The 12,335-nt window shown below is 68.2% G+C and carries 11 protein-coding genes; all 11 read left to right on the forward strand.

Annotation, left to right across the window (positions count from 1 at the left end; genetic code table 11):
* The first annotated feature begins 5 nt into the window (after positions 1–5).
* The 11 genes from tssH to DUGA2_RS04455 are packed head-to-tail and all read left to right on the forward strand — an operon-like array spanning position 6 to position 12,322.
* Positions 6–2,690 (forward strand): type VI secretion system ATPase TssH, encoded by a 2,685-nt coding sequence (gene tssH / locus DUGA2_RS04405; RefSeq protein WP_070267435.1) that lies wholly within the window; start codon positions 6–8, stop codon positions 2,688–2,690.
* Complete coding sequence (locus DUGA2_RS04410; protein ID WP_070267436.1) at positions 2,687–4,678, forward strand: type VI secretion system Vgr family protein; 1,992 nt, start codon at positions 2,687–2,689, stop codon at positions 4,676–4,678. The genes tssH and DUGA2_RS04410 overlap by 4 nt, the downstream gene beginning before the upstream one ends.
* Before the next feature lies 1 nt (position 4,679).
* The gene (locus DUGA2_RS04415; protein ID WP_070267438.1) at positions 4,680–5,405 is read left to right on the forward strand and encodes a toxin-antitoxin system YwqK family antitoxin; all 726 of its coding nucleotides are present in this window, start codon (positions 4,680–4,682) and stop codon (positions 5,403–5,405) included.
* Positions 5,405–5,791 carry a DUF4280 domain-containing protein gene (locus DUGA2_RS04420; RefSeq protein ID WP_070267440.1) on the forward strand — a complete coding sequence of 129 codons (387 nt, stop codon included), beginning with the start codon at positions 5,405–5,407 and terminating at the stop codon, positions 5,789–5,791. The genes DUGA2_RS04415 and DUGA2_RS04420 overlap by 1 nt, the downstream gene beginning before the upstream one ends.
* 22 nt (positions 5,792–5,813) lie before the next feature.
* Entirely contained in the window at positions 5,814–6,068 is a 255-nt protein-coding gene (locus DUGA2_RS04425; RefSeq protein WP_070267448.1) for a hypothetical protein, read from the forward strand.
* The gene (locus tag DUGA2_RS04430; protein ID WP_070267450.1) at positions 6,065–6,922 is read left to right on the forward strand and encodes an ABC transporter substrate-binding protein; all 858 of its coding nucleotides are present in this window, start codon (positions 6,065–6,067) and stop codon (positions 6,920–6,922) included. The genes DUGA2_RS04425 and DUGA2_RS04430 overlap by 4 nt, the downstream gene beginning before the upstream one ends.
* 9 nt (positions 6,923–6,931) lie before the next feature.
* Complete coding sequence (locus DUGA2_RS04435) at positions 6,932–8,221, forward strand: dicarboxylate/amino acid:cation symporter (protein WP_229214583.1); 1,290 nt, start codon at positions 6,932–6,934, stop codon at positions 8,219–8,221.
* Positions 8,222–8,229: 8 nt separating this feature from the next.
* Positions 8,230–9,654 (forward strand): cation:dicarboxylate symporter family transporter, encoded by a 1,425-nt coding sequence (locus DUGA2_RS04440; RefSeq protein ID WP_070267454.1) that lies wholly within the window; start codon positions 8,230–8,232, stop codon positions 9,652–9,654.
* 51 nt (positions 9,655–9,705) lie between these two features.
* The gene (locus DUGA2_RS04445; protein ID WP_070267658.1) at positions 9,706–10,200 is read left to right on the forward strand and encodes a hypothetical protein; all 495 of its coding nucleotides are present in this window, start codon (positions 9,706–9,708) and stop codon (positions 10,198–10,200) included.
* Between the two features lie 18 nt (positions 10,201–10,218).
* A complete protein-coding gene (gene tssK, locus DUGA2_RS04450) occupies positions 10,219–11,544 on the forward strand; it encodes a type VI secretion system baseplate subunit TssK (RefSeq protein ID WP_070267455.1) in 1,326 nt (441 codons plus the stop codon).
* 4 nt (positions 11,545–11,548) lie between these two features.
* Complete coding sequence (locus DUGA2_RS04455) at positions 11,549–12,322, forward strand: DotU family type IV/VI secretion system protein (protein WP_083296199.1); 774 nt, start codon at positions 11,549–11,551, stop codon at positions 12,320–12,322.
* The last annotated feature ends 13 nt before the right edge of the window (positions 12,323–12,335 follow it).

Below are 12,335 nucleotides of genomic sequence, written 5' to 3' on the forward strand. Positions count from 1 at the left end.
CGGCGATGGAAATCGATATCCGCACCCTGCTGTCCAAGCTCAACCCCGAATGCAAGCGGGCGATGGGGCATGCGGCCGAGCTATGCGTGAAGCAGACGCAGTACAACGTCGAGCTGGAGCATTTGCTGTTCACCTTGCTGGAAGAGCGGGTGCCGGACCTGGTGCTGCTGTTGCGGCACTTCGGCATCGACGAGGGCGCGGTGGCGGCGCAACTGCAGCGCAGCATGGACGGCTTCAAGCGCGGCAACGGCCGCACGCCGGCGCTGTCGCCGCACTTCATCGCGCTGTTCCAGGAAGCGTGGATGCTGAGCTCGATGCTGCTGGGCAGCCAGCAAGTGCGCTCCGGCACGGTGCTGCTGGCGATGCTGGAGGTGGACAGCCTGCGCGGCATGCTGATCGAGAGCGCGCCCGAGTTGCTGAAGATGCCGCGCGAGCAGCTGAAGAAGGAATTGCCTGCGCTGCTGGCCGCCTCGCCGGAGGATGGCGGCGCGGCCCTGCCGCCGTCCGCCACGCCCGCCGCGCAGACGGGCGCCATGCCCACGCCGCAGGGCGCCGGCGGCGCCACGCCGTCGCTCGACCAGTACACGGTGGACATGACGGCGCTGGCGCGCGCCGGCCGCATCGATCCGATACGCGGCCGCGACGCCGAGATCCGCCAGATCATCGACATCCTGCTGCGCCGCCGCCAGAACAATCCCATCCTGACCGGCGAGGCCGGCGTCGGCAAGACCGCCGTGGTGGAAGGCTTCGCGCAGCGCATCGCCGCCGGCGCGGTGCCGCCGGCGCTGGCCAACGTGGCGGTGCGCACGCTGGACCTGGCGCTGCTGCAGGCGGGCGCCGGCATCAAGGGCGAATTCGAGAACCGCCTCAAGTCCGTGATCGCCGAAGTACGCGCCTCGGCCACGCCCATCGTCCTGTTCATCGACGAAGCCCACCAGCTGATCGGCGCCGGCGGCAGCGAAGGGCAGGGCGACGCCGCCAACCTGCTCAAGCCGGCGCTGGCGCGTGGCGAGCTGCGCACCATCGCCGCCACCACCTGGGCCGAGTACAAGAAATACGTCGAACGCGATCCCGCGCTGGCGCGCCGCTTCCAGGTGGTCAAGGTGGAGGAGCCGACGACGGACGCCGCCATCGGCATGTTGCGCGGCATGGTGGCGACGCTGGAGCGGCACCACGGCGTCGAGATCCTCGACGAGGCCGTCACCGACGCGGTGCGCCTGTCGCACCGCTACATCTCGGGCCGCCAGCTGCCGGACAAGGCCATCAGCGTGCTCGACACCGCCTGCGCCCGCGTCGCCATCGGCCAGGCCGGCGCGCCGCCGCAGCTGGAGACGCTGGAGCACGACATCGTCCTCAACGGCGAGGAATTGCGCATCGCCCGCCAGCGGCATGCGCGCGGCGAGGACCAGGCCGCCGCCATCGCCAAGATGGACATGCAGCAGGCGCTGCTGCAAGCGCGCCTGCTGCGGCTGCGCGACAAGCTGGCCGAGGAGCGCCGCGCCGTCGATGAAATCCTGGTGCTGCGCCGCGCCATCGCCGCCGCGGCCGACGACCATGCCGCGCTCGACGACGAGGAACGCCTCTCGCGCGGCGACCAGTTGCAGCGCCTGCAGAAAGGCCTGGAGGCGATCCAGGACGACGAGCCGCTGGTGCCGGTGTGCGTGGATTCGAAAATCGTCGCCGGCGTGATTTCCGGCTGGACCGGCATCCCGGTCGGCAAGATGCTGGCCGATGAAATCCACACCGTGCTGCAACTGAAGGAGCGGCTGGAAGACCGCGTGGTCGGGCAGGAGCAGGCGCTGGACGCCATCGCCCGCCGCGTGCGCACCTTCCGCGCCGAGCTGGACGATCCGGGCAAGCCGGTCGGCGTGTTCATGCTGGTCGGCCCCAGCGGCGTCGGCAAGACCGAGACCGCGTTCGCGCTGGCGGACATGCTGTACGGCGGCGAGCGCAATATGGTGACGATCAATATGTCGGAGTTCCAGGAGGCGCATTCGATCTCCAGCCTGAAGGGCGCGCCGCCCGGCTACGTCGGCTACGGCAAGGGTGGCGTGCTGACCGAGGCCGTGCGCCGCCGCCCCTACTGCGTGGTGCTGCTGGACGAAATGGAGAAGGCCCACCCGGACGTGCTGGAACTGTTCTTCCAGGTGTTCGACAAGGGCACGATGGAGGACGGCGAGGGCATCACCATCGACTTCAAGAACACGCTGATCCTGCTGACCTCCAACGCCGGGCAGGACGTCATCACGCAAGCCTGCGCCGGCGGCAAGCGGCCCGATCCGACCGAGCTGATCGAACAACTGCGGCCGGCGCTGCTGCGCCAGTTCAGCCCCGCCTTCCTGGGGCGGCTGGTGCTGGTGCCCTACTATCCGCTGGGCGATGAGCAGATCAGCAACATCGTCGACCTCAAGCTGGCCAAGCTGGCGCTGCGCTTCGCCCAGAACCACAACGCCCGCTTCACCTGGGACGACCGCGTGACCGAAGTCGTCACCGCCCGCTGCACCGAGGTCGACAGCGGCGCCCGCAACATCGACTTCATCCTGACGCAGACGGTGCTGCCGCTGCTGTCGTCGCTGGTGCTGGAACGCATGGCCATGCTCAAGCCCTTCACCGCCATCCACATGAGCGTGGGCGCGGACGAGCAGTTTGCCTACGCCTTCCGCGAGCATCCGCTGAGGAGCCAGCCATGAGGACCGGCTTCGAGCAACCCGGCGGCCTGCTGGCCCTGACGTCGCCCTTCGGCGCCAACGACCTGCTGCTCGACTCGGTCGAAGGCAGCGAGGGCATTTCGGAGATGTTCAAGTTCAACCTGCACATGCGCTCCGGCAGCACCAGCCTGAACGCCGCCACGGCGGTCGGCAAGAGCATGACGGTGACGCTGAGCGTGGAGGGCGGCAGCAAGCGCTACATCACCGGCATGGTGTCGCGCTTCATCCAGAGCGGCTTCGACCAGGACTTCGTCACCTACGAGGCCGAGCTGGTGCCGATGCTGTGGCTGCTGACCCTGTCGCGCGACCGCAAGATCTACCAGGCCAAGTCGGTGGCGGACATCATCAAGGCCGTGCTGGGCGACTTCAGCGTCGCCTTCGACGACAAGCTGACCCAGACCTACGATCCGGTCGACTACATCGTGCAGTACGACGAAACCGCGTTCGACTTCATCAGCCGGCTGATGGAGCAGGCCGGCATTTTCTATTTCTTCACCTTCAGCAGCAGCGCCCATACCATGGTGCTGGGCGACGCCTCGTCCAATTTCGCCGACTGCGACGGCGCCGCGGCGGTGCGCTTCTTCCCGCGCACCGGCATGGGCAACGCCATCGACACGGTGTCGCGCTTCGCCCACGAGAACACCATCGCGGTGAAAAAGGCCACCGTCAACGATTACGACTTCACCAAGCCCAGCACGTCGCTGGAGGGCACGCACACGGCCGGCGGCGGCAGCGGCGCGGTGTACGAGTTCGCCACCGGCCATCTGGCGGTGGCGGCCGCCACGGCGATCGCCAAGCTGCGCGTGGAGGCCAGCCAGGTCAACGCCGAGGTGCTGCGCGGCGACAGCTTCTGCTACCCGTTCAGCGCAGGCAGCAAGTTCACGCTGTCCGAGCATTTCGTCGACGCGCTCAACGCCGCCTTCGTGCTGCGCCGCGTGCACCACACGGCGCGCGACGATCTGTACACCAATTCCTTCGAGGCGTTCCCGGTGGCGGTACCGTTCCGACCGCCGGTGCAGACGGCGCGTCCGCGCGCGGTCGGCTGCGAGACGGCGCTGGTGGTGGGCCCCAGCGGCGAGGAAATCTGGACCGACAAATACGGCCGCATCAAGGTGCAGTTCCCCTGGGACCGCGACGGCGTCAAGGACGACAAGAGTTCGACCTGGATGCGGGTGGCGCAGTCGGTGGCGGGCAAGGGTTTCGGCGCGCTGTTCCTGCCGCGCGTGGGGCAGGAGGTGGTGGTGACGTATCTGAACGGCGATCCGGAGCGGCCGCTGGTGACGGGCTGCGTCTACAACGGCGAGAACACCACGCCGGCCGAGCTGCCCGCCAACCAGACCCAGACCATCATGCGCACCTGGTCGTCCAAGCAGGGCGCGGCCGGCAACGAGCTGCGCTTCGAGGACAAGAAGGATGCCGAGCAGCTCTACCTGCACGCGCAGAAGGACATGCTGACCGAGGTCGAGGATGCGCTGACCATGACGGTGAAGAAGGGCGCGGAAATCCACACGCTGCAGGAGGGCGACCGCACGGTGGATGTGCAGAAGGGCAAGGAGACGCACAACGTCAAGGGCACGCGCGAGGTGACGGTGACGGGCGACGAGACGCATACCAACGCCGCCAAGTTCACCCACAAGGTGACGGGCGACTATGCCTTGACCATCGACGGCAAGCTGACCATCACGGTGACGGGCGATATCAGCATCAAGTCCAGCGCGGCGGTGACGGAGGAATCCGGCACGACCTACGGCATCACGGCCGGCACGGCGCTGACGGCCAAGGCGGGCACGGCGCTGACCAACGAGTCCGGCACCGACTTCACCAACAAGGCCGGCACCAAGATGACTAACCAGGCGGCGGTGCAGATGGATAACAAGGCGCCTGTCATCAACAGCAAGGCCGACGCCACCCAGACCGTGGAGGCCGGCGCGATGCTGACCCTCAAGGGCGCCATGGCCAAGGTGAACTGAGATGACGACCGAGACCGAACTCGCCGCCACCGCGCCACCCGCGCCCGCCGAACCGCTGCTGCTCGAAGAGCGCAACGACGGCGGCCAGCTGCTGCAACGGGCGTGGCTGCGCGACGGCGTGCTGCACGGCCCGTTCGAACAGTTCAGCGCGCTGGGCCACACGCTGATGAAGGCCCACTTCGAAGCCGGCAAGATGCACGGCCCGATGTCGGTGTTCGGCCCGGACGGCAAGCTGATCCAGCAATCGCAGTTCCAGCACGGCGTGCCGCACGGCCAGATGGAAACCTATGTCAACGGCCGCTGCATCGCCCGCCAGACGATGGTGGACGGCGTGCCGGCCGGCCCGTCGCTGTCCTACGACGAGGCGGGCCACCTGACCTCGCGCCTGAACATGTTCGACGGCCAGATCCAGGGTCCGGCCGAGTTTTTCCACGAAGGCTTGCGGGTGCGCAAATCGCATTACAAGGCCGGCCTGCTGGACGGCGAGTCCACCGACTTCGACGCCCAGGGCAGCGTGGTGCAGACCTGCACCTACCGCGCCAACCTGCTGCACGGCCCGATGCGCCGCTACTGGCCGGACGGCGAACTGATGGAAGAAGTGATCTACCGCGAGGGCAAGCCGGTCGGCTCGCCGGCGCGCTTCGACCCCAAGGGCAAGCGCACCGACAACGCCGCCGCCACGCCCGCCATTCTGGACCGGCTGCAAAAGCTGGTGAGGGGAAGCTGATGGGACAACTGACCTGCATGGGCGCCATGCTCAAATGTAGTTTCGGCCTGGCGCCGGGCACGCTGATGGTGTTGCCGGCCAACGCAGTGCTGACCGCCGTGCCCGACGCCAACATCATGGACAACAAGCCGATGGTCAACATCCTGCCGTTCGGCATGTGCCAGTCGATGGCCAACCCGATGGTGGCGGCGGCCACGGCGGCCGCGCTGGGCGTGCTGGTGCCGATGCCGTGCATCCCGGCCACCGTCGCGCCGTGGATGCCGGGCTCACCGACTGTGTTGATCGGCAATATGCCGGCGCTGAACAATTCGTCCAAGCTGATGTGCATGTGGGCCGGCGTGATCGAGATCAGCGCGCCCGGCCAGACCACCGTTTCCATCCCCTGAACACTTAACCGCGACCGCCACCATGGAATACCGATTCAGCCTGACTCCCCGTTTGATCGCCCTGGCCATTTTCTCCGGCGTGGCGATGCTGGTGCTGCTGTTTGCCCTGGGCTATCAGATCGGGCAGAGCATGGCCGAGCGGCCCGCGCCGGCCGTGGCCGACAACGCGGCGAAGCGCGCCCGCCAGCAGCTGGCGGGCAAGGTCAACAGCGAAGCGGCCGCCGCGGCGGCGCCCGCGGCCGAACGCGTGAACGCCGCGCAAAAGGCCGGCCAATGAAGCGCCTGGCGCTTTGGCTGGCGGCGCTGGCGCTGTGCGGCGCCGCCCCGGCGCAGGGCGGGCCGAAGGCGCAGGCCGCCGCCCCGGATCCGTCCGGACTGGTGCGGATGGCGGACGGCCGCCTGCTGGCGCCGGATATCGCCCGCATCGTCCAGCGCGGCGAGCTGGTGGTGTCCATGCTGGCGGCCGACAATCCGCCTTTCTTCTCGGTCAAGAACGGCGAACTGGTCGGCACCGACATTGACATCGCCCAGCAGGTCGGCAGGGAGCTGGGCGTGACGGTGCGCTACGACCGCAGCCCCAAGACCTACGACGGCGTGGCCGAGATGGTGGCCGCCGGCCAGGCCGACCTGGGCATCAGCCGGCTGGCGCGCACGCTCAAGCGCGCGCAGTCGCTGCACTTCTCCAACCCCTATCTGCGCCTGCCGCACGCGCTGCTGATCAACCGCGTCCGCTTTGCCGAACTGGCCGGCGACCGGCCGCTGCAGCAGGTGGTGCGCGACTACACCGGCTCGCTGGGGGTGCTGGGCGCCTCCTCGTGGGAAGAGTTCGGCCGCCGCAACTTCCCCAAGGCCAAGCTGACCAGCTATCCCAACTGGGTCGACGCCGTCGAGGCGGTCAAGAAGGGCGAGGTGGTGGCCGTCTACCGCGGCGAGCTGGAGGTCATGCAGCTGTTCAAGGACGACCCCAGCCTGGCGCTGACGCTGCGCACCGTGACCTTCAGCGACCTGGAGTCGCTGCTGAGCGTGATCGTCGGCATCCACGATCCGACCCTGCTGTCCTTCGTCAACGAACTGATAGCGCAACGGCCGGTACAGGCCATCACGAGCCGCGGGCTCAAACCGGTCAAATAAGGACACCACGTGGACGCTCCGAGCACCGCCATGCAGCGCTTTCAACAATGGGCCTTGAACCCCTGGACCGTGCTCGGCTGCGTGCTGGCCGGCGGCCTGCTGGGCTGGTCCGCGCCGCAGCTGGCGCGCCACCTGGGCGTGGTGGGCGTGGTGTATGTCGACCTGCTGAAGATGATCGTGCTGCCGTTCATGATATCGGCCGTCATCTTCAGCCTGCAGAACCTGTACCGCGACGGCGGCGCGGCGCGCATCTTCAAGCGGGTGCTGGTGGTGTTCGTCAGCTTCTCGCTGGTGGTCGCGGTGCTGGCCACGCTGTGTTCGGTGCTGGTGCGGCCGGGCGGCAACCTGCCGGCCGAAACCCGCGCCGCGCTGGGCAAGATCATCAGCGCCGACGGCGACAGCAGCAACACCGAAATGGCGATGCGCGGCGCCGAGCCCAGCCCGCACCACACCGACCTGAAGGACGTGCTGCAATCGCTGATCCCGCAGAACATCTTCGCCTCGCTGGCCAACGGCGAAACGCTCAAGGCGCTGGTGTTCGCGCTGCTGTTCGGCTTTGCCGCCGGCCAGGTGCCGAGCCGCATCTCGGGCGGACTGCACCAGGCGCTGGAGACCATCTACCACGCCTGCCAGACGCTGACGCGCTGGGTCAACCTGCCGGTGCCGTTCGTGCTGGTGTGCATGGCGGCCAGCCAGGTGGCGCAGACCGGCCTGCAGCCGATCGCGTCGATGGCCGGCTTCGTGATGCTGTTCCTGCTGGTGTCCGGCATGCTGATGGCGCTGGCGATGGCGCTGATCAGCCGCCGCGCCGGCGTGCCCTTCGGCGCCGTGATGGCGGCGATGCGCGAACCGTTCGCGCTGGGCGTGGCGACCAACAACAGCGCCACCTGCATGCCGGCCATGGTCAGCGGCCTGGTCGAGCAGCTGCAGTTCGCGCGCGCGCGGGTCGAGCTGCTGGTGCCGCTGAGCATTTCGCTGCTGCGGGTCGGGGCGATGGCGTATTTCGTCTGCAGCACGCTGTTCATCGCCGCGCTGTACGGCCGGCCGATGTCGGTGCCGGACCTGGGCGTGCTGGTGCTGGTGTCGGTGCTGTCCGGGTTCGCCTCGGCCGGCATGGCGGGCTTGGTCACGGTGTCGCTGGTCGGCACCATCTGCAGCTACCTGACGCTGCCGTTCGAGGCCGCCTTCATCCTGCTGATGGCGGTCGATCCGATCTGCGCCATGGCGCGCACCGCCGTCACCGTGATCGGCAGCTGCGCCGCCGTGGCCAGCATTTGCGCCGCACCCGTCAAGCTCTAGGACCGGCCATGCAGACCCTCGTCAACCCCGCCATGTTCCAGCTCAGGGATATCTTCCATCATCCGGCCACGCTGCTGGGGGCGATGCTGCTGGGCGGCTGGGTCGGCACGCTGTTTCCCGCCAGCGCGCCGCTGCTGGCGGCGCTGTCGATGCTGTACCTGTCGCTGATCCAGATGGCGGCGCTGCCGTTCGTGATCCTGGCGGTCTACTTCGGCCTGCAGCGGCTGCCGTCGGAGCCGGGCTCGGGCGCGCGGCTGGCGCGGCTGGCGGCCATGTCGCTGCTGGCGATGCTGCTGTGCGCGGTGGTGGGCGTGCTGGTGGCCAGCGTGGGCGGCGCCGGCGCCGGCATGTCGGCGGCGCAGGCGGCAGCGCTGGGCAGGCTGGCGCTGCGCTCGGAGTCGCAATTCACGATGGCCATGCGCGACGGCGTCGAGCCCGCTCCCGAACAGTGGGATATCGGCGTGCTGGTGCCGGACAATTTCTTCGGCGTGCTGGCCTACGGCTCGCTGCCGTCGGTGCTGATCGGCGTGCTGTGCTTCGGCGCGGCGGTGTCGGTGCAGGATCCGCTGCGCTCGGCCCAGCTCAGCGCGATCTTCGAGGGCGCCTACCGCGCGCTGGAATCGCTGGTGAACCGTTTCAACACGCTGTTGCCGGCGGCCGCCTTCGTGCTGGCGGCGGCCGCCACCGCCAGCGCCGGGGTCGAGGCCATCGTCCTGCTGGGCAGCTTCCTGGCGGCCTTCTTCGCGGCGGCGGCGGCGGTGTGCGCGGCGGCCATCGCCATCCTCTGCTGGAAGCTGAAGAAGTCGCCGTGGCTGGTGCTGCTGGCGCTGCGCGAACCGATCACGGTCTGCCTGTTCTCGCCGGTGGCGGTGGCGGCGGTGCCGGGCTTCATCCAGGGCATGAGCGTGCGGCTGGGCTTCAGCCGCGGGCTGGTGGAGCTGGTCTCGCCGATCGCGCCGGTGTTCATCAAGGCCGGCGAGGCGATGTTCTTCGCGGTGTTGGCGATCTTCATCGCCAATCTGTACCAGCATCCGCTGTCGGCCGCCGACGTCGCCTCGATCTGCGCGCTGTCCTGGGCCGCCGCGCTGTGGTCGGTGGGCATGGTCGGCGTCAAGTCGGTGATACTCGGCGGCTTCGTGATGGCCTCGATGGGGCTGCCGCTGGAGGCGGTGCTGCCGGTGTTTATGCTGGTGGAAGTGTTGTGCGAAGGACCACGGAATTTACTTTCCTTTCTTATATCATCGGCTCTGATTGCCTTGGTAGCGGATGGTCTGTATATTAAAAACGAGCAAGATTTCGAAGTGTGGCATCCGTCCACGCTCAAGCTCGTCTTCACCCGCAAACAAGCGCTGTCCGTGTTGTTCCTGTTGTTGATTGCTTTGTCCACAGTGTTTTGCGCCGGCATAGGCTATGGCCTGCGCAGGGCTTTTTGAAGACTGACTTATGCAACTGAAGATGACACCTGTTTTCGAATGGAAAGCCGCATGAGGCGCCGCGGTGTATTGCTGCTGTGCTTGCCGTGGACCTTGGCCGCGCTGGCCGGCTGCGGCGCCACGCGCGCGCTGTTCGGCCCCAGCATGGCCGCGCCCGGCTGGAAGTCGCTGACCCTGCGCGCCGCCGACGACGCCAACAGCAACAGCGCGGTGGCGGTGGACGTGGTGCTGGTCAAGGACCAGGCCGTGCTCGACGCGCTGCTGGCGATGCCGGCCGCGAAATGGTTCGCCACGCGCGCCGAATTGCAGCGCACCTTTCCGGAAGCGCTGACGGTCTACCCCTACGAGCTGGTGCCGGGGCAAACGATCAAGCTGAACGATAAAAAATGGAGCGACCAGAAAGCCTGGGCCGCGCTGGTGTTTGCCGGCTATGCGAACGCCGGCGAACACCGCGCGCGCCTGCTGCTGAACGCCTCGGTATATGTTGTGCAACTGAACGCGCAGGGCTTCGTGGCGAACGAGCCCAAAGCCGGCGCGGCCCAGTAAGCTTATGGAAGCCACTCAATGACCGTACCTCAACTTTCACATCGCATCCAGTGGCACGAAGGCATGATGCTGACGCCGCAGCACTTCCAGCAGGAGGGCGCGCGCATCGACGCGCTGCTGGCCTGGCAGTCGATGGCGACCAATCCCTACGGCTGGGGCGTGCGCGCGCTGCTGGTCGACGAGGCGCTGCTGACCACCGGCCTGCTGCGCATCCAGCAGCTGGAAGCGATACTGCCCAACGGCATGGCCGTCACCTACGACAGCGCGCTGGCGCAGGGCCAGCCGCTGGAGCTGGACCTGGCGCCGTGGGCGGAAGCGATGGCGCAGCAGGACTTGTCGGTGTACCTGGTGGTGGGCAACACGCGCTCGCTGAACCAGCCTGGCCAGCCGGCCATGTTCCGCGGCGTCGAAAGCCCGACGGTGGAGGACGAGGTGTCGCAGGCGCTGCCGGCCGACCTGCCGCGCATGGCGGTCAACCTGGCGCTGGCCGCCGGGCCGGTGCCGTCGGCGGCCTACACCGCGCTGCGGCTGATGACGGTCAACAAGGGCAACGAGATCGTCCATCCCGGCGCCTACCTGCCGGCGCTGCTGGAGGTGCCGGCCGCGTCCAGCGTGCGCCAGCGCGCGCAGGTGCTGGCCACCCATATGCGCAACAAGGCGGTGTTCCTGGCGCGGCAGACCGCGCAGCCGTCGTCGCGCACCGAGGACCGCATCAACCTGCTGGAACAGAAGGCCAGGCTGTCGAGCCTGATCCTCAACCTGCCGCTGCTCGAAGCGCTGCTGCGCAGCCCGTCCGTGCATCCGCTGCCGCTGTACCTGGCGCTGTGCGCGCAGCTGGGACCGCTGGCGACGCTGCGGCCCGGCGCCGTGCCCATCATGCCGCCGGCCTACGACCATGCCGACGCCGGCCCGGCCTTCGACGCCGTGCTGAGCGCGCTGACCGACCTGGTCGGCGAGGTCAGCCAGGAATGGAAGACTTGCGTGTTCAACTACGACGGCCAGGCCTTCGCGCTGGCGATGCAGGCGGACTGGATAGGCGCGCGGCTGGTGGTCGGCCTGCGCGGCCAGCCGGAGCGCGAGGCCGCGCAATGGATGGCGGGCGCGGTGATCGGCTCGCAGACGGTGTGGACCTCGCTGACCGACCGCCGCGTGCTGGGCGCGGCGCGCACCCGCATCGACGCCGCGCCGGAACTGGGCTTGCGCGCCAGCGCCGGCTACACGCTGTTCAGCGTCGAAGTCAGCGACGAGTTCATCGTGGCCGGCCAGGCGCTGTTGATCAGCAATGCGAATGAAAGCCTGCTGGCGCAGCGGCCGCAGGAAGTGGTGTTGTTCATAAAGGGATGAGGCCGTGAGCATATTATCGGGCAAGGCAAACAACGCGCCGGCCGCGCCGGCCTGGAGCGGCGCCATCGGCGAAGGCGTGGACCTGGCGTCGGTGCAGTTCCGCGATTTCTACGACATGCTGTCGCGCTCGGCGCAGGCGGCCACGCGAGTGGGCGAGGGCGAGGCCAGGTCGGCCGCCGAGGCGCTGAGCCGCCAGCTGTGCCAGCTGATCGAGCTGCAGTCGCTGGAAGCGCGCCGCATCGTCGGCAAGGCCGGCATGGAGGCCGAGGCGCAGGGCCGCTTCCTGAAGGCGGCGCTGGCCGACGAGGTGCTGCTCAACACCGAGTGGGCCGGACGCAGCTACTGGCGCCACGTGCTGATCGAGACCACGCTGTTCAAGTCCAGCTATGCCGGCGAGCGCGTGTTCGACGACCTCGACCAGCTGCTGCGCGAGCGCGAAGCGTCGCGCCGCCAGGTCGGCCGGCTCTACCTGTACCTGCTGTCGCTGGGTTTCCAGGGGCGTTATCGCGGCCAGAAGCAGGACAAGATCGCCGAGTACCGGCGCGAGCTGTTCCAGTTCGTCTACCTGCGGCCGGCCGATCTGCAGGGGCGCGACCGCACGCTGTCCGAGCAGGCGTATGCCAGCACGCTGTCGCACCTGGCGGCGCGGCGCCTGCCCAAGTTCAACCGCAGCGGGCTGATGTTCCTGCTGGCGCTGCTGATCCTGCTGGGCCTGTCTGAACTGCTGTGGTTGTGGCAATCGTGGCCGGTGCGCGCCGCGCTCGCCACAACCGTGTAACTAAACCTTCACC

It is taken from the genome of Duganella sp. HH101 (genome assembly GCF_001758795.1).
GTDB lineage: Bacteria > Pseudomonadota > Gammaproteobacteria > Burkholderiales > Burkholderiaceae_D > Rugamonas > Rugamonas rivuli.

Coding starts and splice junctions, on each gene's coding strand:
- tssH (WP_070267435.1), top strand. CDS start 6: ATGGAAATCGATATCCGCACCCTGCTGTCCAAGCTCAACCCCGAATGC.
- DUGA2_RS04410 (WP_070267436.1), top strand. CDS start 2,687: ATGAGGACCGGCTTCGAGCAACCCGGCGGCCTGCTGGCCCTGACGTCG.
- DUGA2_RS04415 (WP_070267438.1), top strand. CDS start 4,680: ATGACGACCGAGACCGAACTCGCCGCCACCGCGCCACCCGCGCCCGCC.
- DUGA2_RS04420 (WP_070267440.1), top strand. CDS start 5,405: ATGGGACAACTGACCTGCATGGGCGCCATGCTCAAATGTAGTTTCGGC.
- DUGA2_RS04425 (WP_070267448.1), top strand. CDS start 5,814: ATGGAATACCGATTCAGCCTGACTCCCCGTTTGATCGCCCTGGCCATT.
- DUGA2_RS04430 (WP_070267450.1), top strand. CDS start 6,065: ATGAAGCGCCTGGCGCTTTGGCTGGCGGCGCTGGCGCTGTGCGGCGCC.
- DUGA2_RS04440 (WP_070267454.1), top strand. CDS start 8,230: ATGCAGACCCTCGTCAACCCCGCCATGTTCCAGCTCAGGGATATCTTC.
- DUGA2_RS04445 (WP_070267658.1), top strand. CDS start 9,706: ATGAGGCGCCGCGGTGTATTGCTGCTGTGCTTGCCGTGGACCTTGGCC.
- tssK (WP_070267455.1), top strand. CDS start 10,219: ATGACCGTACCTCAACTTTCACATCGCATCCAGTGGCACGAAGGCATG.